The following is a 20,613-nucleotide window of genomic DNA, read 5'->3' as shown; positions in this document are numbered from 1 at the left end:
TTTTGAATTTTATTTTCCATGAGTATTTTTAATAAAAAAACCAACCTCATCGAGATTGGTTTTTGTTTTATTTAAAGTTGAATTTTACGGTGAACATTACCTGGCTTGGGCGGAGTTGGATTCTTGTGTATGTTGTTGAACCCAACTGACCATCCAGATTAAATGTCTCAAATACTTTGCGGTTACCTATATTCATCCATTTCAATTCGAAATCGATTTTCTTTTTTGCCCAAGTAAACTGGTAAGAAACATCGTAAAACGGGTTATTATATTTATTCGTTTTATTTACTGTGTTTACCTGATCCCAGTTAAATCCTATCGTATGGTTTTCAATTGGATAGAAGAATACTGCTAAATTATGATTGTAGCCCTTATTTATACCTAATGTTCCTGTTCGGCTGTCTTGTTTAGTTCTTGAAAGACTCATGTTATAATCTAAGCTCATCCAAGAAAAATATGTATTATTGAATTTGAAGCCGTACGTCTGAGAATTATTTTTATTCTTAAATTCTACATCACCTAAGAACGGATCAGATAAGAAAGCGTCTGATATTGAAGTTGTATTTCCATAACTAACTGATGCATTTGTTTTAAACTTAGGAAAATATTTACCCACTTCAGCACTGAATCTGTTGCTTTTTGAGTGATTTTCCTGATCCTTATACTGCATTAAAGTAAACCCGGTCGATGGATCAAGGATTGGAGCACTAAGAAGGTTTCTTTTACTGTCGCTTAGGGAATAATTGATATTAAAGAATAGATTATTCAATGGATTTCTATATTCTATTCTCGATCCAGCACTTGATGTAGTAGTTTGAGGAATTGGATTATTAGGATCCATTACATTAAAACCTGTTGGAGACAAAAGCATATATCCCGCATAAGCTGTCTGGATATCCCCGAAATTATTATTAATATTACCATTCACGCTTGCTTTCCAGAAAGAAGCAAACGTATATTGTGCAAATAAATTAGGGGTAAATGTTGTTCTGTTTAAAGATTTTGAAACACCTCTTAAATCATCTTCAGCTTTAATATTATTGAAATTCACCGGAAAGTTTGCAAACAAACTCCAAGAGTCTGATTTATAATTTACTCCTACTGAAGCATTCGGATTGATTTCTGTAAATCTTAGATCGTTTTCATAAGCCGGGCTATTAAAGTTTGGCTGAATATCTTGTGGGTTTGCTTGAACTGCCAATCCGTCAAAATTTGTATTTAATTTATCCGATGAAAAATCAAATCCAACTTGCGGAGTGAATGTCCATCCTTTTGTTGAAAAACTTATGTTCGCAGAATGTGACGTATCTAAAGTTTTAAGTCTGAATCTCTGCTCTGCGATTGATCCGGGAGCAAAATTGATTCTTCCGATGGAATCTGCGTTTACTTTAAATGGAATCTGCATATAAGTTGCAGGTGTAATTTGAAGAGTCTGGTTATCATCCTGGTAATTAATATAAGATTTAAAATTAACCATTTTCTCTTTCCACGGAATGATTGTACTTAAAGAGTTTTGGAATGATGACGTTGGAGATTGAACAGATTCATTTCCTGTTCTTCCGTCTCTTAGCACATTCGCTCTGTCACCATTCCAGAACTGGCTGAAACTTGTTGTATTTTTAAAAAAGCCTTTTTTTGCATTTTTAGTAAAAATTAATTCTCCTTTTATCTTATCTGTATAGAAATTATTTCTTGTTGTATTAATAACTTTTGATCCATTTTCAAATGTTCTTTCATTATAATCCTCTCTTTCAACTACATTATTTGTATAATTTGCATTGGCTTTTAGCTCCCATTCCTTTTTCTTATCAATATTGGTAAGATAATTTGCAGAAAAATAATGAACGTTATTCATTAGATATCTTTTAACCGGAGTATTTGGTGTACTTGCCGTTTCTACTCCAAGCCATTTATTTTGTGAAGCATTTCCTCTTCTTCCTTCCCAGGAATTTCCGAAACCTATAATATTTCCTTCATTTTCTACCTGTTCTCCTACATTATTTGCTTTGTAATTTACCACCCATTGACTTTTCTGTCCGAAAAACATTGGTGTTAATTTCACATTCCATAAAAGAGGACTTCCACCGACTCCCACTTCTCCTCTACCTGTCATGGTAACAGAATTTTTAAGCTTGATATTGATGGCTGCCTGATCAGAAGGCACCTTATCTTGGAGAATTTTTACTGGTTGGTGATTTTCCAGCACCTCAACTTTCTGAACGGCATCTTTCGGAAGCGAGTTGTTGATTGTTCCGTAACCACCTTCCATTAAGTCTTTCCCGTTAACGTAGAATTTATTGATCGCATTTCCTTGATAAAGAATCGTTCCGTCGGTATTGACTTCAATTCCAGGTAATTTTTTCAAAACATCGGCAAGCGTTCTGTCGCTTTTACTGTCGAATGCCTTCAGGTCGTACGAAATAGTATCTCCTTTTGCCGTTACCATTTTGGTTTTCAGCTTTACTTCTTTAATTTCTGTAGCTTCAGATTCCATGGTAAAACTCATGGTCTGGTCACTGTTGGTGATTTGTTTGGTAAGAGGTCTTTGATTGAAGGCTTTCACTTTCAGATCTACATTAGATTCTGCAGAAGTGAAGGTTACTTTGTATTCCCCTTTAGCGTTTGTGATTCCGTATGCCAGAATTGCATCTTTGCCCGGTTCCTCCACCGTTACGCTTGCACTCGGAATACCTACCCCGTCTTCATCCGTTATTTTACCCGAAACCGTCTTTTGTGCAAAAGAAAGTACAGAGATGAAAATCATCAGGAATAAAGTAATTCTCTTTTTCATATTTTATTATTTGCCTAATTAGTTATTGGTTAAAGTCTTTTGTTACACAATTGTTGAGATTGATTTTAAAAGGAAAAGTTAAAAACACGTTTTCATCACTACAAACATAGTGATATTTTCTATATCTCAGCTTTTATTATTATCAGTAAGATGACCTTTAAAAATATTCATTCATAAAGATTTTAAAAGACTAGATCGTTTTTAAAGACAAATTAAAAAGTTTAAAATTATTATTTTAAAGAAAATTTTTAACCAATTATTAATCTTTATGGATGTCTTTCATTTATAAGTATTTTCAACAAAAAAAATTAAAAAGCAAACGAGTAATTCTATCATTTTATCAACTTTTTACCGATAATTTTTCTATTTTTAAATATATACATTTGCCCAATGAGTTTTTTTCTCATGATCAATTGTGTTTTTGCCCTGCGAATTTTTGCAGGGTGTTTTTGTTTTACAGGCATTTATATTTCCATAGATTATTTTCCAAATTCTTATTTAGAATAAATAGGCAAAAAAGATTTGAATAATAGATTAAAAAAAAATTAAACACCTGATCGTACACTTTTATTTAATAATTTTGTAACATAAACTTTTATTAAAATGGGAATTATTTTAAAGCCTATAGATATTGTAGATGATATTACTCAGGAAGAATTTATCAAAAAATATCTAAAGCCCAGAAGGCCCGTTGTCATAAAAAATATGGCAAAAAAATGGCCCGCCTATCAAAAGTGGACGATGGATTATGTGAAGGAAGTTGTTGGTGATGTAGAAGTCCCTCTTTATGATTCCAAAAAAGCAGATCCTGCCGCTCCTATCAACACACCGACTACCAAAATGAAATTTGCAGATTACATAGATCTCATCCAAAGAGAACCTACAGATCTTCGCATTTTCTTTTTTGACCCTATAAAACATGCTCCCAGACTACTTGAAGAATATATTCCTCCCAGAGAGCTGATGGGCGGTTTTTTGGATAAATATCCCGGAATGTTTTTTGGAGGACAAAGTTCAGTTACTTTTCTTCATTATGACATCGATTTAGCACATATATTTCACACCCATTTTAATGGCAGAAAACATGTAATCTTATTCGAAAATAAATGGAAGGAAAGACTCTATCAACTGCCTTATGCTACCTATGCATTAGAAGATTACGATATCGAAAATCCTGATTTTGAAAAATTCCCTGCGCTCAACGGAGTGGAAGGTATTGATTGCTACCTGGAACATGGCGACACTCTATTTATGCCGACAGGCTGGTGGCACTGGATGAAATATCTGGATGGAAGTTTCTCCCTTTCTTTAAGAGCCTGGGACAAATCCTGGAGCGTAAAAGCCCAATCTTTATGGAATCTTACGGTTCAGCGTAAGTTTGACGATGTTATGAAGAAGAATTTCAAAAAGAAATATATGGACTGGAAAGAAAAAGTAGCCATTAAACGAGCAGAAATCGCTTTAAAGAGAGGTTTGCCAAGATAAAATAAAAAGACGTTTCTGTGTGAAACGTCTTTTTATTTAACTACATATTCTGAACAATTAATATTGAACATTCAAAAGTAATTCTTCCATATTTCTTGTAATCTCATTACAGGAAAAACACGCTTCATTTCCATCCTGAGAAAACCAACGGCACTGGGAACGAATCGGGCAAAAAGACAATTCCAAACTTTTATTTACCTCTAAATTTTGAACTTTTTTGGATAAAGAGCATTTCGATTCTTCATTATTCCACTGCGCACAGCCTTTTTCTACGCATTTGCCCGTAAAACGGAATCTCTGCTCAAGATTATCATTTTGTTGAATAAAATCTTCTGTGACGGTGAGCGGCGTTATAAACTGAACCTTCCCGTCTATGTTCATCACCCCAAAAAGCTGTGCCCCAACTTTTCCTACATAACTGGGGCACAATTTTTTTGAAGAATTAAAACTAGCCTCCATATCCTTTTATCTGTACCTGGATGTCTGCGATTTGCTTGTTCAAATCAATTCCGGGTTTGAAAATAATGATTCCCCAAGGAAACCAGTCTTTTACTCTCAGAGGTCTTATCAGTTCTTTAAAATTTCTGTGTGCTCCGAAGGCTTGTGTATTGTCTACTTTTGAAAGCTCGGAAAGTACGACATTCTGAATTCCTCTGTCGATGTTTTTTAACTGCTCGTCTGTAAGGTCTACACCTTCCAATGAAACGAAAAACTGTTTTTTAGTTGCCATAACTGTGATTTTTATTGGTTTTGATACAGCAAATTTCGTCTGATAAAAATTTAAAACAGTCAGGGAAAACAACAAAAAACATTGTGAAAAATACGGAAATTCAAGCCTATAAATCAATCACATTCAATACGATACAGTAATTAATTAAAACGAAAAGGATGCTTCTGTTAAAATATCCTTCCTCGTTATTCTCATGCTAAAAATTATTCTTTAATGATTTTATAAGTCTTTTCTACAGCTTCTTCATTAATTTTCAAAATATAATTTCCGGGAGGAAGATTTTTTACACGAATGCTGACATTTTCAGTATTAACTTTTTCCTGTTGATGCAACCTTCCTGAAAGATCATAAATATTAATTTCGGTCATTTTGGTTTTATTCTCTATATTCAGAACATCTTTTACAGGATTTGGGTAAATGGAGACACTTGTAAAATTGGGATTGGATATCTTAGAAATATTCCCAGAAACCTTAAAATCATCAATTCCTACAAACCACATATCTTTGGTTGCAGAATAAAAACCAATGTAAATGGTCTGTCCTGTATAAGCCGAGAGGTCATACGAATACTGCATCCATGAAGTTGATGGTTTTAAAGATTTTACAATCGTCTTGTTCAGACCTTCTGCTGTTGGCTTTGTGGTAGAAACTTTCACATCAATTTCTTCTGTAAGACCTGCCCCTCTGTTTTTCGCCCAAAAAGTAAGTTGATCAGAAACGCCTGCAATGACAGTAATTCCAGGACTTATCACATAATCATCTGCCGTATTTCTATATTGTAAACCTAAAAAGTGTGATCCTGAATGTGGATCATTAAAAGTAGTATCGTAAGCCTCCCATGTCCGCCAGGTTTCAGGATCTCCTCCGTTAATGATCGTCCAGTCTGAAGGCATTGCAGCCGAATCGAAACCCTGAAAATACTGCGCTGAAAATGCTGTCGGGAATAGCCCAAAAAGGATTATTAGTTTATAAATTTGTTTCATATTTAATGTTTTGGCAAACACTAAGTTAATGAAAATCAAACATAAAATTATTTTTCAACACCAAAAATCAGAAATTAATATTGATTTTTATGGAATTCTATAAATCGGATATTGCCTGAAAGTTTTTTCTTCAAAATAAGGCGAGTTTCTGTAAACCCCATCCAACTGAGCCGTTCCATCGTCTGCGAACTTTGAATCAGAAGTTTTTTTAGTTTCGAATTTTTGCTTTAAATTTTTATCTTTCCTTAATAATTCTGCCGCAGTATCTTCAAAAATATAAGCTGAATAATATTCTTTCTGCGCTAAAATTCCATCAAAGAAATTCCAGTTGAAAAATGAGTCTAAAGCTTCGGGTTCCAGGGTTTCAATAATATATTTTACCCCTTCCTGATCGGTTGGAATTAGATAATCTCCTGCAGAAAACATCAAATTTTTATTCGACTTATCAACTGTTGTTTCAAAATGCAGATAATGACCCTCGTAAGGATTTTTAACGGTTTTAAAATCATTAATTTTATAAGATTCCACCGCAATCGTACTATCTTTTTGAATTGGTTTCATCTGAATCTGGTTTCTTTTAAATTCTTCAATCACACGATATTGCGACTGCGGAATTAGATAATATTTCGGAATCTTTATATAACCAGTCGGAACTGCCGTTGTAAAAAGTTTTATATTCTTTGTGAAAGGCTTATTTCTGTCATAAAACAATCTCGGTTTTCCTGAAATTTCACTGGGCTTATATTTTCCTTCATACCCTTTAAAATCCATGGTAGAATATTTTGTAGAATCGATTTTCCAGCGAATTCCGTATTGTTTTCCTGCTTGATATTGTTTTAGGTTTTCAATTCTAAGCTGTTTTATTTTTTTATATTCCTTATCTAAATTCTGAAGATTGACGAGCATATATCGGTACGTTGCATCCACTCTTTTATGATAAGGTTTCAACATATGCGTTTCAGGCATTGTTGCCATCGTATTAAACAGGGAAGCATATCCTGTAGAATATCTGGGTGAATCTTCGAACGAAGCAAAACCAACCTCCGGAACATCACCATGAATATTCACATAAGGCGTGCTTTCGTAACCTATTTTCTTTAAATCTTCAAGATTTTTAGCCTGAAAATCATTGTAAAAATATTCACCTAAAACATTTCCCAACCGTTCTTTGAAAGTAGAAATATAGGTAAAAGTGTACTGATAATCTGCACCGTTGCTGACATGATTATCGATAAAAACATCGGGTTTCAGCCATTGATAAATCTCCTGAAAGCTTCTCGCATTTTTTGTATCTACTTTAATGAAATCTCTGTTTAAATCATAATTTCTGGCATTTCCTCTAAAACCATATTCTTCCGGACCGTTTTGATTGGCTCTGGAAAATGAACCACGATTCAGCATTCCACTCACGTTGTAAGCAGAAATCGCTGCAATCACAAAATTTTGAGGTGTTTTGATTTTCTTAGTCGCTAAATCCCTCATTAACATCATGGTAGCATCAATTCCGTCCGGTTCGCCGGGATGAATTCCATTATTGACAAATAGAATTGCTTTATCTTTTCTTAACTGATTTAAATCTTTTTCAGGAAAAGGGTTGTAGACGACCACATAAATTGGTTTTCCGTTATCGTCTTCACCTTTTTTCAGATACTGAATCGTATTGAAATTTTCAGCTAGGTTTTTATAAAAGGAATTCATTTCATCATAAGTCACGGTCTGATTTCCATTTCCTTTTTCAAAAGGTGTCTGAAAGCGATTTTGCGCAAATAATAAAGATGAAGTAAGGAAAAATAGGAGATATTTCAGTTTCATTGAAGTAATATTTCGAGCTTTAAAATTACTTTGTTTTTGTAGAATGAAGCAATTTTTTAACGCAAAGATCGCAAAGATTTTCTTTAAAATGTTTGAGAATATTTTTTGTTCACAAAGGCATTTCATTCAGCAAAGACAATGAAAACCTTCATAAATCTCATTTCTTTTTCAAGTAAACATCGTCTTTAGAAAATTCAAATGACTTTTTACAATTAGGACAACTATCAATATTTTTCATTTTGAAATATATTTCGTATCCACAAAATCCGTCAGCCACACATTGTTATCGGAAAGGTAAAATTCGATTCCGTTGTCAAACATTTCCTTTGTTCTTATCGTCAGAATAATTGGCTTTCCATGGCGCATTCCGACTTTTGTGGCCGTTTCTTTATCTTCGCTTAAATGAACATGCTGTCGGTTTCTTTTTTCAATACCTTTTTCTAAAATGGAATCTATATTACTCTGAGCCGTTCCGTGATATAAAAATTCAGGTGGCTGTTGTGGTTTTAAAGCCAAATTAATATCAATCGAATGCCCTTGATTTGCTCTGATTCTGGTTTTATCTTCATTAAAAATAAAACGTTTTTTATCATTGGTTTCAACAATTTCATCAAGTTCTTCAAAGGTAAGCCCCTGATAAGAATCTCTTTTTGATTTTATGATTAATTCATCCACATCTGCCCATCCATTTTCATCTAAATTTAAACCGATGAGTTCGGGATGATGTCTGAGAACGTAGCTCAGAAATTTGCTTGTTTTTTTATTTTTTTGTTCATTCATAGTTTGTGTTTTATTTTAATAATTGAGTTTCTAATTTACTGCATAACTTTTCAATATCATCTTTCCTAACCAAAACATCAACCCATTCTTCAGGAATATTTTCAAAATCATAATAAATTCCGGCAATTCCGCCAGTAATTGCTCCTGTTGTGTCTGTATCTTCTCCTAAATTGACCGCTTTCAATACCGCTTCAGAATAACTTTCCGTATTTAGAAAACACCATAATGAGGCTTCTAAACTTGAAAGAACGTAACCACCTGAGCTAATTGTATCTTCTTCATATCTTGAAATATCATTCTTTAAAACTCTGTCAAAGAGTTGAATCTCTTTTGGGTTAAAGCCTTGATTTTCTGAAAATTCCAAAGCTATTTTCTGTATATGACTATAGGCTTCTTTTTTATCTTTTCCTTTAATGAGTTCAATCGCAAAAATTACATAAATGAAACACGCAAAAACAGAACGGAAATGTCCGTGAGTAATCGAAGAAACTTCTTTTACGGTTTGATATAATTTCTCAATATTTTCTTCATTTTTAAGATAAAAGGCTAAGGGAAGAATTCTCATTAAAGAACCGTTTCCATTATCTTCTTCAAAAATATTTCCTGAAAATCTGGCACTTTCACCTTTAATCAATCTTGCAATGGCATGACGTGTCGTTCCGCCAATATCGAACAATTTTCCATGAGCCGTCCAATGTCCGTATTTGTTCCATTTCACAAAACTTTGTCCGATTTTTTCAAGATCATATCCTTTGGTCAATTCATCTGCAAGGCAAAGCGTTAACGAACTGTCATCGCTCCAGGTTCCTTTCGGCTGGTTCCAGGATCCAAATTCCCGCATGGTTACAACAGGAAATCTTTTCAAAGTTTCTCTGGTTTTAAATTCAACCGGAACACCCAAAGCATCACCAATACAAACGCCAAAAATCCCTGCCTTTATAACATTTTCCATTAGGCAAGATTTACTAATTTATCGAATAATAACTTCATTCCCTGAGTTGCCGTTTCTTTCATCACGACAGCTCTTTGTCCGTATCCGAAACCTGTTTCATTAGGGTTGATGACAATTAGAAGGCAATCATCCTTGATGTCATGAAGCAATCCTGCGGCGGGATACACCTGCAGAGAAGTTCCAATGACTAAGAAAATATCTGCTTCTTTTGCTTTTTTTGAAGCTTCTTTCATCAACGGAACGTCTTCTCCGAACCAAACAATGAACGGTCGTAACTGAGCACCATCTTCTGCTTTATCTCCGATATTGATATCGCCTTTTTGTTGGTAAATCAGATTTTTATTATTGCAAGAACATGATTTGAACAATTCTCCGTGAATGTGAATGATATTCGTAGAGCCCGCTCTTTCGTGCAGATCATCTATGTTTTGAGTGATAATCTGAACCTCGAAATGTTTTTCTAATTCCACCAATAATCTGTGTGCATCATTGGGTTCGACTTCATGAAGCTGGCGACGTCTCTGGTTATAAAATTCTAATACTAAAGTTCTGTCTTTTTGCCATCCTTCCGGACTTGCCACATCCGTGATGCTATGATTTTCCCAAAGACCATCTCCGTCTCTGAAGGTTTTTATTCCGCTTTCAGCACTGATTCCTGCGCCCGTTAATATGGTTAGTTTTTTCATTTGTTTTTTATAATTAATTTAACGTAAAATCCGCAAAGATCTTATTTTAAAATTATCATGCCTAGTCCCGTTCGTAAGGGCGTTTCACTCAGCAAATAAATAGTAATTTATTCTTTTAATAATTTTTTGTAAATCTCTTCATTTTCATCATCAAAACAGACGAAAATAATTTTCTCTATGATATTTGATGTGAAATTTTTCACCTCATTCACAGCAATTTTTCCCGCCAGTTCTTTCGGAAATCTGTAAACTCCTGTGCTAATATTAGGAAAAGCAATTGTTTTAATATTTAGGCTTTCCGCCAATTTCAATGAATTCTGATAACAATTCCTCAATAATTCTGAACTTTTTTCTTCATTATCATTCCAAACCGGACCAACCGTATGAATGACATATTCCGCAGGAAGATTTCCCGCTTTAGTCACAACAGCTTCACCAGTTTTACATTTTCCTTGTCTGTTTCTGATTTCAATGCATTCATCAAGAATTTGTTTTCCTCCTGCACGATGAATCGCTCCGTCAACACCACCTCCGCCGAGTAAGGATGAATTGGCTGCATTCACGATGGCATCTGCTTTTATTTTGGTGATATCCCCTTTTATTAATTCAATTTTCATAAAATTTGCTGTTTTTCCAATTTTCAACATTCTTTGTCCAATCCGGAATTGTATTTTCATCACAACATAAAATGCTTATTCCTCCAGCCATTGCGCAAGTCGTATCTCTGTCGGCCAACGCTGAAACGGTATTCCAAAGACATTCTTCAAAATTAGTTCTGTATCTCGAAAACATCCAAATGATAAGTGGAACCGTATCCTGAGCGGTCATTTTTGTGCCGTTTCCTAAAGTTTTCACCAACAATTCAATACTTGGATTTCCATCTAAATACAGTGTTTTATTCAATTTACTTTTCATATCAGAATCGTTTAATTCATCCTGAATTTTTTGAATAAAACTTTGCTGATTGAAGCTTATCATTCCCAATTTTTCCTGAACCGCAAACGCGGCAGCCAAAGCAATGGCTTTTGTTCCTTCGATCGCTTCTTTGTTGGCGTGAGTAACTTCGCAGGAAAGTTCTGCATTTTTTTAAGTTGAATTAAATCATCGTAAAAATAAGCTCCAATTACAGCCGTTCTCATCGCTCCGCCATTTCCCATTGAACCTTGTCCTTCAAATTTTGAATAAGAAACATCTTTCCAATTTTCTCCGCTTTTTACCGCTCTGAAATATTGATGCATCGAAGGTCCATAACCTCGATTGATATCCAAATAATAATTTCTTGTAAACTCTCCTGCCAAAAAGCCCTGATTAATTTCTCCAAACTTTTCCAAAGACTTAAAAACAGCAATCGCCATAATTGTATCGTCCGTAAAATCCAGAGAATTTTCAGGAATAATTCTTTGTTGAATAAAGGTTTTAATTAAGCTTTCATCACCAAAGAAACTTTCTCCAAAAGCATCACCAATGGAAATTCCCGTAAGTGATTTTGAAGCTAGTAAGAGTTTATCTTTCATTATTTTAACCTTAATTTTTTATTTAAATCTTCATCATCAAACAACAACGGTTTTTCTTCAGGGAGAATTAATTGATCCAAGTCAGCATTTAATACAAACTGGTGTTGGTCTTTTACAAATTCCGAAATATTTTCTATTAAAATTAGATCTTCTTTAGCAAAAGTTTTAACGAATTCATTTCTCAAACCAATCTGTATTGCTCTTCTTTCTAATTTATTTCCGAAAGGGTCGTGATCCGGATCCCACTGCAGTCTCACAGAAGATTCTTTCACCTGATCTTGCCATTCTTCTCTGGAAATTCCCAATCGCTCATTATAGGAAGAGTATACTGCATTTTCAAGATATTTTTTGAATGCACTCATTTTTAAATGAATTGCCAAAACTGATTCCTGACCTTCTTTTCTTCCCCAGCCGTTTCGGTACATCATCCAAAGGAAATTAGGTTTTATCCAGGTCATTCTTTCCAAACTGAATGCTCCGCCAAAATATTGATTTTTAACCGCAAAATCACCGATTTATTTTCGGTAAGACTGGTAAACAATTATTTTCTCATCATCATATTGAGCCATGATGTGATGTCCTTTTTGAGGCCAATCTTGTAGTTGTTCTTTATATTTTTTTAATTTGAGTTCCATTATATTTCCTCAAACGGCTTTATCATTTCTTCTTTTTTCGACAGAATCGCAAAAACCACTCTTTTAAATTTATTTTTATATTTTCCGTGAAGGTATTTTTTAAATAATTCCGCTATTTCTTTCGGATCATTTTTAAAAACGCCGCATCCCCAAGCTCCTAAAATTAAAGTTTCATTTCCCTGACTTAAAGCCAAAGCAAGCATTTTATCTGTTCTAATATCCATTGCTCCGAAAATTTCGCCTTCTCTTTCCGGTTCTTGACGTTTTACGACACCTGCATTTACCGCAGGAGAAGTGATGAAATTGCACAAAATTGGTTTCGGTAACAATTCGCCTTTATCCTTTCTGAAAACCGGAACTTTCGGGCTGTAAATCATCATATCAGTGTAAAAACAAGATTCCATTGCACGATGCGTGTCGTAATATTCCCAACCTTGCAATAAGCTGTCGTGAAGACCAGAAGTTCTTGCTAAACTTTCCTCCTGAGCTTCCGCGCCGTTGATGAAACCGCCACCCGGATTTTTTGCCGATGCGAAATTCAGACACATTAGTTTCTCCTGATTTTCTTCTTCGGCTAATTGTAAAATTGCTTTTAAAGAACTGCATCTCCAGACTTCAAATTGGGTTTTGAAATGGGTTTTCGGAAGTTCGCTTTCTTTAATTTCCGACAATTCTTCGGATGAAAACAAAACGGTTTCATTGATACATGTTTCCATTTGATTTTCTATGTTGATTTTTTCGTTGTGTTCGTTTATATAATGTTTCTTGGCTAAGATTTCCAATGTATCTTTTGCCATTCCTTTATTGGTCATTGTTAGTTTTTTTAATCGTTAATAATACATTTTCTATCTCATCATTTGCCGCTTTCCTAAAATCTTTCCCAATGAAAACTTTCGTCACTTCAATATTTCCGACGATCGACTGATTAAATATGTCTAATTCTTCTGACGGAACCCATAATTCATTATGATTTTTTGTTCCGACATTTTGTGAAGGATATTGATTGGCAATTTCTTCCAATACTTCAAACTTGGTTACAAAACCTAGATAATTTCCGGCTTCATCTCTTGTATTCCATTTTTCTGCAATTTCGGAAGCATAATCTTCATTCAAAACGGGATAGAAAATAGGTTGCCATTCCAATCTTGGAGGAAATCTTTTGTAATTACTTTCTATAATTAAAAGCATCTCTTTTTCTCCGACTGGTCTGTATATTGTTTTTGTTTTCATGGTTGTGCTTTTTATATTCTTAATTTATTTTTTAACGCAAGATCCGCAAAGTTTTTTTCTAATAATTCTGCTGATTTTTAAGTTCAAAAAGGCGTTTCACTTAGCAAAGCTCGCTAAGAATTTTACAGCATGTTAAATTTCGAATAATTATTTATTCAAAATCATAAACATATACTTCCACATTATTTTTCAGCAATGTTCTTTCAATAATCGGTTCAATTTCTTTCCATTTTCCACCTGCCAAGCCGCAACCGATTCTCGGCATGTGAATACTTGCATTTATTTTTAAGGCTTCAACAGAAATTTTCTCTAAGCAGCTTTCAACAGCCTCATATCTAATCGGTAAAATTCCTTTTGAATTGTTAGCTGTTTTATGCTGTCCAATCATGTTGCAAACCCATAGATCATCTTCGACCTCAACCATTTGAATTTCTCCAAGGTTAAAATTTTCACCATTTTGAAACCATTTTCTGTATTCATTTTCAGGCTTTTTCCATCGCTTGGAAATCGCTAAAACAAAACCTTTTCCCCAACCTCCTATATCATTGCAGATATGAGTAATGATTTTATTTCCTTTTCTTTGTGGGTTTGTAGCATCTCCTTTTAAATATATTATTGTTTTCATAGTTATATAATTATATTATCTAATTTTTGATTAAAAACCCTTATCAATCAATTATCTTAAAATCCTTTGAATAAGGAGAATAAGAACCAAAAACAGCATCAAAATTTATCTTAATATTTTCTATTTTAAATTTTTCTTTTAACTGATCTAAACAAGTAACCACCAGATTTTTCTTTTGAGCAACCACGTACGCTTCATCTAACTTCAAAGCATAATTCAACAAATCATAATCTAAATCTCCAAAACGTAATCCTTTTTGATATTCATTAAAAGTACAGGTTTCCTCTTCATTATTTTTCAATGGCAGCGATTTTTCATTGCTCATCCAACCGCTTCCGTGACGGGTTGAATAACTTCTTGTCACATAAAACATTTCGATATTTTCAATTTTTAATAACTGACAAATCTCAAACGCATTTTTTGAAGTGGTATTCGCAAAAGTCACATTCGGAAAAATGCCGTGATCCATGTCTAATAAAATTCCCTGGCTTCCTTCAAAAATAATATGATTAAACGTTTTTAAATACTCATAGTCCTCTATTTTCCAGTCAATTTTATCAATCGCTTCTAAAAAATCCTGCAAAGCATTATTGATTTCTTCATCTTCTTCAAAACCGTAATAGTTGGCGATTCCTTTTAATTTTTCAATCAGCATTGTTCTGGGAGCAATTAAATCAACAGCAAATAATTTAAACGGACTTTCATTTCTTTTCATCGTGGCTCCGACTCCTTTTCCGCAGGTCCCGTGTTCTAAATTTTTGACATTTTTCCTGTTGTATAAAACATCAAAAGGGGTAGTTACTTTTGCCAACGGATGAATGATTAATTCAATATTTCCGTTTTTATGAATTAATTCTTCCCTTTCATTCAATAAATAGGTTGGGTGAATCGTGCAGTGTTCCGTAAAATACGAAGGCAGACCACGCAGCGCACCACTCGAAAAGCTGGAATGAATATGCTTTTTATCATCAATCATAACGGTATGCGCCGCCTGTTGACCTCCAGAAAACCGAATAACTACAGACTCAGGATGTTGCTGAGCAAGAAAATCTGTAGTGATACCTTTTCCTTCATCACCAAACCCTAAGCCTATAACTATTTGTGCTATTTTCATCTTACTATTTTTTAATATAATCTAACTCTGAAAGATCAGTCGGTCTCAGAAATTTATTTTTGAATGTTCTGCAAACCACTTCTTTAATCACTTTCGGAACATCACGATAATCTGATATTGACAAGCAATTCTGGCCTAATAAATCTCTCCATCCTCTGTCTGCTCTCACTGCCTGCTCGGAGTGCAGAACACTGATGTGATACACTTCATATCGTTTTCTGGCTTCCTGCAATAATTCTGTGTGCTTAAACGTCTGTTGCCCAGTTCCCATAATTTCTCTGATGGCAGAAGCCGGAAGCGTTTTCAGACAAGGTTCATCACCCACCGTAAACAATAATCCTTTTTGATTTCTCTTTTCGAAAGCATCGGTTCTAGTATGAAAAGCCGCAAAATACCATGCTAATAAATAACTTTCACCGGCATTTCCGCCACCGCCTGATTCAATATAGGTTCGGGTAAGCCACATATCCAGTTCTTCGTCTCCTGATTCAAACTGACCGACCTGCAAAGGATAGCCATCACATTCGTGGTCACCGATTCCCAGGAATAAAAGTGCCGGATCGGGAACGCCGCCCTGGATAATTCCACCCATTAATTTTGGCAAACCATCTTTAATCAGATCATAAGGAATATGGCCCATACTTCCCGTTACATCCAACCCTAAAATAATAGGAACTGAGTTGGGATGAACTTCAGAATCTCTTGACTCTCTGAAAGAAATACCGTATGGATTCATAGATTCATGCGCTTTTCTTTTTGCATTCTGCGTGAAAATTTCTCCCGCAGATTTTGATGCATATCCTTCTTTTCTTGCTCTGTCGAAACGAGCGTCCATGTCATATCTTGTACCTCCCATAACTTTTTTTGTGTTAATTTTACGCTAATTTAAAACCGCGTAGTTTTGCCTTATTTTTTTAAAATTATCTTTTAGAATACATTACATCTGTTCTTAAAACATACTTTAAACCACTGATTAAAGTTTTTCCTTCGTGTCTTAAAGGATGATGAAAAACCAATGCATATCCTTTCTTTGGAGCCACTGTAAATAAATTTTCGAATTCTGTTTCTCCACCTTCAAAATCATCATTCAGATAGATCATAAAAGTGTAAAAACTTTTTTCATTTTCATTTCTGATATAGCTTCCGTCACGGTACATTTTAAATCTTTGTCCCGGAGAATATTTATAAATCCTGAACATTTCATTAAAATCTAAAATCTCATAATCGTCATGATTCTTAGGAAGAAGGCCAGCTGCTTTTTCGAAAAGGTCCTTGGCTAAATCTTCATTAAAAATCATCAATCTGTCATTATTTCTTACTCCTTTATTCATTAATTGCTGGCCGTGCATATTAATTTTTGCTTCTTCAAAAACCTGATCCTGTGCAAGCCCAATGTAATGATCGCATTCTTCATCTGTAAGGAAATTTTCGATCAAAAAGATTTGTGGGTGTAATTCTGTCTTTTCCATAATAGTGTATTTTGTGTTTGGTTATCGTGTTTTTACCTTTTTAGTTCATCTCTTACCTCCATCAAAGCAAATCCCAACAGGTTTTCACCATTCCACTGCTGTGGATTTTCTGCTCTTGGATCTGTTTCTAACATTCCGATTCCCCAAATGGTATCGTACGGACTTGCCTCTACCAGAATTTTATCATTTGTTGAAAGCAAAAATTCTTTAAACTTTTCATTCTGAGAAAACTTCAACAGATTTCCCTGTTTTACAATTTCATATTTGTGCTCGTCCCAAATTTTCGGATCAAAATTTTTAACTTTTCTTCCTAGACTTTTAGCCTGATTGGGGGTTTCTGCCGTTAAAATTTCTTTAAAAACTTCCTGATCATCAAATAATTTTGCCTTTCCCGCCATCATGTAATGTTCCGCCGTTTTATAACTTATTCCATCTTCATTAAATTTAAAAGGAAACCATTGACTGAAACATGATTTTGTAATATCATCTTTCGCTGTGTGTCCCCAAAAGAATAAAAAAGTCTAACTTTTCTTTTTCGTTAAATCTTTCAATGATATTTTCTGCCGTATATTTCATGATTGCGTTATTATTACACAAATGTAAATAAATATGATTTTACGATCCAAATTTATTTGCGTTAATTTGACACTAATAAATTTAAACAATTGATTTTCAGATATAAATTTTTCTTTAATACAAATCAAGAAATTATTTCTTGTTGGAAATTGATGTTTAGAGAGCTATTTAATCTCAAAGTAAAATCCTTGTTCTTCCCATTCTTTATATTTCTCCTGATTGAAAGTAAATAATTTTCCGGGTCTTCCGCTGCCTTCTTTTTTAAGATTATTGGTTTCATTCAAAAGTCCGTAGCTCATGATTTTTTTTCGGAAATTTCTACGATCAATTTCTTTTCCGATAATGGTTTTATACAAATTTTCCAAATCAGAAAAAGCAAACTCATCATTCAAAAGATTAAAACCAATCGGCTGATACTGAATTTTTGTACGAAGTCTTTTGAGCGCAATATCGATAATACTTTGATGATCAAAAGCCAGTTTCGGAAGTTGATTGACACTGAACCACTGGGCATCGTCTGCATCAGAATCAGCAAACAATTCGTGGTAAGACGGATTTACAAGCCCCAAATAAGCAACAGAAACTACACGATTTCGGGGATCGCGACCGACATTGCCAAAAGTATAAAGCTGCTCCAGAAAATCGGGTTTTATACCTGCTTCTTCGTGAAGTTCTCTTTTTACTGCATCATCCAGATTTTCATCGTCAAGAACAAGACCTCCAGGAAGCGCCCAACCCCCTTTGAAAGGTGCAATTTTTCTTTTAATCAACAGAAGCTGAAGATCTTTTTTGTCAAAATATCCGAAAATAACTGCGTCTACAGCAACTTTTATATCCTGTAATTTTTTTTGAGACTCCATTTGATTAATTTGCGTTGTGAATACACAAAATTACGTTTTTTATTAAATGTAAACCTAAATTAAATTGTGAATTTTTATTTTAACACGTCGAGTTTTGTCGCTTTCCGCAATTATTTTTGCTATAGAAATTTAATTATTCTGCAGAATAAACAACACTAATTAACAATTTAATTTAAAAAAAATGAACGATTTATTAATTATTGACAAATACACCGGTGAACAAAGCAGGTATGTACAAACGGAAACGTGGTATGATAATACTACACCTATGGACGATAGTCTTTGTGATCATATAATTTATATTCAGCATGAGCATACATATTACAAAAGAGTATTAAATGACTACATTACTGTAAAAATGTTTGGCGCTGTTGGAGATGGGTTGACAGATGATTCGGAAGCCATTCAGAAAGCAGTAGACTTTTGCGAGAGAACATCTCAAAAAACATTATTCTTTCCGCCCGGAAACTACCTTCTTAATACTCCTATCGAAAACTCAAGAGGTGGTGTGAAATTCATTGGAGCAGGTTCTCTATTAAGAGAAGAAAGTTGGTGGAAAGTATGGAACAGTAATCAACAGCCTCACTCTCCGTTTTCAGGATGCTCTCTAATTATTCCTAAAAACAGCAGTGGCTTTGTATTTAAAAATACAGTAACAGATCCTATCTTTATAGAGTCTATACAATTTTTATCAAAAGAAGGAAGGGTCGAAACAATAGAAACCCCAGGAACAACCTATGCTATTGATTTCAAATCTGAATTTAACGGACCAACATGGCCCTTCATTGTCAGAGATTGTCATTTCAGAGGTTTCAATCGTGCTATATCATTTAAAAGTGCAACTGCTTATAATGTTGCGTCTGTACAAATTACAGGTTGTGCATTTTCTCTGAATGATGAATGTCTATATTTCGGTTTTGCAGACGATGATGAACAACGCAATATGTCTTGGGGATTTCTTTTTGAAAACAATAAATGCCATAACAATTCAAGAGTTATTTACGGATATTTCGCAAAAGATCTGGTCAGAATTATTGACAACAATTTCGAAGGTTCAATTCCTTACTCTTATAATTCCCTTAATACTGACTTTTATAGTATTGACATAGAAATAGACAACGCAGCTGTTCAGTTTTTTGGTAATCACTTTGAAGGGATGGCAAGCAATGCCGTTTATATATCTTCATTGAGAAAGGATATTAATGGAGATTACATTTACAAACCAGCAACTACAGCTTTATCTAATAGAAACAAAGTAGAAATTTTTGGAAATAATATGGACGGAATGTATCCTCCAACTCCTCCTAATCCTGAGCAAATTAAATTCAATCTTACGGGTGTCCAGATAATAAATAAGGATGATATTCTGCTATCTGTTCATGCTTGTGAAATTGTTGAGAATAATGCTGTAAAGCCAAATATTTTCTTAAATGAAGAAGCTAAAAAAAATGGAACGGTCATTAAGTTTTCGGATACAGATGGTTCATCATATCTCCTTAATAATACTTTAGACAATTACGATTTCAAAAAGCTTCCCGTAAGTCCAAAATCTATGCTAATCGATGGTGAGCAATATGAAAGTAAAGGAAATGGCAATTCAAGTTACAATCATTTTTATGGAGGATTTACCTTTGCTTTTAATTCTGTACCAGAATATCTTGGAGCTACTTTTAAAATTAAAAACAGACTAGATGTTTTTACTGCAAATGTATTTTTTAATATTTTTCATATTGAAGGTAGTAATGTCGTTTCGCCATATGTAAAAGAGACAATGGCAACATTATTTACCAAAGGTGGAGATTCCTTAATCGTTGCTATAGTACCTAACAAAGACTACTTTCCTCCAACATCGAATAGAAATGCCTTTACTGCAGGTTTGAACTTTGAAAATATGAGCCAACTTAATACTTTAGTTGCTACAGATGTGACATATTTCACTTTTTCCGAAGAAGATCCAATAATCTTTCCATATTACATGAAATCTAATCTTGTGGATAAAGTCGGAACTTTTTCCCAAGGTCAAACCTTTATTGATATGAATAATCAACTAAATGTTGTAACTAAAAGTGGTACACTTGGTACGCCGAATTTTCTTTCGGGTGTAACAATATCAGGAACTGCCGGCAATAATTTTATCACCACAAATATGCCTCAAAAACTGACAACCGGTCAATATATTGAAATTCCAAATACACAAATTTCTTACAGGATAACCGGATGTAAAAATGGCGATACATTTTACTTAAATGAACTTCTCCCAGCTTCTCTCTCAGATGTTCAATGTGTTTTTAGCCCACCTGTAATATCCATAATCTAAAAAAATAGTGATCAATTTAATAGGTCAGAAGATTTCTTCTGGCCTATATTTATT

The 20,613-nt window shown here is 34.1% G+C and carries 22 protein-coding genes; 2 read left to right on the top strand and 20 right to left on the bottom strand.

Annotated features, from left to right (window positions below; genetic code table 11):
* Positions 1-67: 67 nt before the first annotated feature.
* Complete coding sequence (locus ASG22_RS14365) at positions 68-2,791, bottom strand: TonB-dependent receptor (RefSeq protein ID WP_055985939.1); 2,724 nt, start codon at positions 2,789-2,791, stop codon at positions 68-70.
* A 603-nt stretch (positions 2,792-3,394) separates the two neighbouring features.
* Between ASG22_RS14365 and ASG22_RS14360 the strand changes: the two genes are divergently transcribed.
* Positions 3,395-4,276 (top strand): cupin-like domain-containing protein, encoded by an 882-nt coding sequence (locus ASG22_RS14360; protein WP_055985937.1) that lies wholly within the window; start codon positions 3,395-3,397, stop codon positions 4,274-4,276.
* A 57-nt stretch (positions 4,277-4,333) separates the two neighbouring features.
* On the opposite strand, the gene ASG22_RS14355 is transcribed toward ASG22_RS14360, so the two are convergent.
* The 19 genes from ASG22_RS14355 to ASG22_RS14265 all read right to left on the bottom strand — a co-directional run bounded on the left by ASG22_RS14355 (position 4,334) and on the right by ASG22_RS14265 (position 18,242).
* Positions 4,334-4,735, bottom strand: coding sequence for a hypothetical protein (locus ASG22_RS14355; RefSeq protein ID WP_055985934.1), 402 nt, complete (start codon positions 4,733-4,735; stop codon positions 4,334-4,336).
* Positions 4,725-5,006, bottom strand: a complete 282-nt coding sequence (locus ASG22_RS14350; RefSeq protein WP_131726202.1) for a hypothetical protein — start codon at positions 5,004-5,006, stop codon at positions 4,725-4,727. The genes ASG22_RS14355 and ASG22_RS14350 overlap by 11 nt, the downstream gene beginning before the upstream one ends.
* A gap of 203 nt (positions 5,007-5,209) precedes the next feature.
* Positions 5,210-5,989, bottom strand: coding sequence for a T9SS-dependent choice-of-anchor J family protein (locus tag ASG22_RS14345; protein ID WP_055985927.1), 780 nt, complete (start codon positions 5,987-5,989; stop codon positions 5,210-5,212).
* A gap of 87 nt (positions 5,990-6,076) precedes the next feature.
* On the bottom strand, positions 6,077-7,801 hold the full coding sequence (locus ASG22_RS14340) for a hypothetical protein (protein ID WP_055985923.1): 1,725 nt from the start codon (positions 7,799-7,801) through the stop codon (positions 6,077-6,079).
* A 234-nt stretch (positions 7,802-8,035) separates the two neighbouring features.
* Positions 8,036-8,581: an RNA 2'-phosphotransferase gene (locus ASG22_RS14335; protein WP_055985919.1), complete on the bottom strand. Its 546-nt coding sequence runs from the start codon at positions 8,579-8,581 to the stop codon at positions 8,036-8,038.
* 10 nt (positions 8,582-8,591) lie between these two features.
* Entirely contained in the window at positions 8,592-9,533 is a 942-nt protein-coding gene (locus ASG22_RS14330; RefSeq protein ID WP_055985916.1) for an ADP-ribosylglycohydrolase family protein, read from the bottom strand.
* Positions 9,533-10,219, bottom strand: a complete 687-nt coding sequence (locus tag ASG22_RS14325; RefSeq protein WP_055985913.1) for an SIR2 family NAD-dependent protein deacylase — start codon at positions 10,217-10,219, stop codon at positions 9,533-9,535. Before ASG22_RS14325 ends, ASG22_RS14330 begins: the two co-directional genes overlap by 1 nt.
* Before the next feature lie 107 nt (positions 10,220-10,326).
* Positions 10,327-10,836, bottom strand: coding sequence for an O-acetyl-ADP-ribose deacetylase (locus ASG22_RS14320; protein WP_055986854.1), 510 nt, complete (start codon positions 10,834-10,836; stop codon positions 10,327-10,329).
* Positions 10,826-11,257, bottom strand: coding sequence for an ADP-ribosylglycohydrolase family protein (locus ASG22_RS21500; protein ID WP_082505015.1), 432 nt, complete (start codon positions 11,255-11,257; stop codon positions 10,826-10,828). The genes ASG22_RS14320 and ASG22_RS21500 overlap by 11 nt, the downstream gene beginning before the upstream one ends.
* Positions 11,194-11,733 (bottom strand): ADP-ribosylglycohydrolase family protein, encoded by a 540-nt coding sequence (locus ASG22_RS21495; RefSeq protein WP_055985908.1) that lies wholly within the window; start codon positions 11,731-11,733, stop codon positions 11,194-11,196. Before ASG22_RS21495 ends, ASG22_RS21500 begins: the two co-directional genes overlap by 64 nt.
* A complete protein-coding gene (locus ASG22_RS14305) occupies positions 11,733-12,248 on the bottom strand; it encodes a DUF4291 domain-containing protein (RefSeq protein ID WP_262483957.1) in 516 nt (171 codons plus the stop codon). Before ASG22_RS14305 ends, ASG22_RS21495 begins: the two co-directional genes overlap by 1 nt.
* 119 nt (positions 12,249-12,367) lie before the next feature.
* Positions 12,368-13,180: a TIGR02452 family protein gene (locus ASG22_RS14300; protein ID WP_055985905.1), complete on the bottom strand. Its 813-nt coding sequence runs from the start codon at positions 13,178-13,180 to the stop codon at positions 12,368-12,370.
* Complete coding sequence (locus ASG22_RS14295; protein WP_055985902.1) at positions 13,170-13,598, bottom strand: hypothetical protein; 429 nt, start codon at positions 13,596-13,598, stop codon at positions 13,170-13,172. The genes ASG22_RS14300 and ASG22_RS14295 overlap by 11 nt, the downstream gene beginning before the upstream one ends.
* A 151-nt stretch (positions 13,599-13,749) precedes the next feature.
* Entirely contained in the window at positions 13,750-14,223 is a 474-nt protein-coding gene (locus ASG22_RS14290; protein ID WP_055985899.1) for a macro domain-containing protein, read from the bottom strand.
* Between the two features lie 43 nt (positions 14,224-14,266).
* A complete protein-coding gene (locus tag ASG22_RS14285; protein ID WP_055985895.1) occupies positions 14,267-15,337 on the bottom strand; it encodes an adenylosuccinate synthetase in 1,071 nt (356 codons plus the stop codon).
* Positions 15,338-15,341: 4 nt separating this feature from the next.
* Complete coding sequence (locus tag ASG22_RS14280; RefSeq protein ID WP_055985893.1) at positions 15,342-16,193, bottom strand: hypothetical protein; 852 nt, start codon at positions 16,191-16,193, stop codon at positions 15,342-15,344.
* Between the two features lie 64 nt (positions 16,194-16,257).
* Entirely contained in the window at positions 16,258-16,806 is a 549-nt protein-coding gene (locus ASG22_RS14275; RefSeq protein WP_055985890.1) for a 2OG-Fe(II) oxygenase, read from the bottom strand.
* Between the two features lie 32 nt (positions 16,807-16,838).
* The gene (locus ASG22_RS14270) at positions 16,839-17,288 is read right to left on the bottom strand and encodes an NADAR family protein (RefSeq protein WP_117590799.1); all 450 of its coding nucleotides are present in this window, start codon (positions 17,286-17,288) and stop codon (positions 16,839-16,841) included.
* A 258-nt stretch (positions 17,289-17,546) separates the two neighbouring features.
* Positions 17,547-18,242, bottom strand: a complete 696-nt coding sequence (locus tag ASG22_RS14265) for an NUDIX hydrolase (protein WP_055985888.1) — start codon at positions 18,240-18,242, stop codon at positions 17,547-17,549.
* Between the two features lie 181 nt (positions 18,243-18,423).
* Between ASG22_RS14265 and ASG22_RS14260 the strand changes: the two genes are divergently transcribed.
* Positions 18,424-20,559 (top strand): glycosyl hydrolase family 28-related protein, encoded by a 2,136-nt coding sequence (locus ASG22_RS14260; protein WP_055985884.1) that lies wholly within the window; start codon positions 18,424-18,426, stop codon positions 20,557-20,559.
* The last annotated feature ends 54 nt before the right edge of the window (positions 20,560-20,613 follow it).

This window comes from Chryseobacterium sp. Leaf405 (assembly GCF_001425355.1).
Taxonomy (GTDB): Bacteria; Bacteroidota; Bacteroidia; order Flavobacteriales; family Weeksellaceae; genus Chryseobacterium.
Note: the sequence above shows the minus strand (reverse complement) of the source record. Positions and strands in the feature narration are given on the sequence as shown.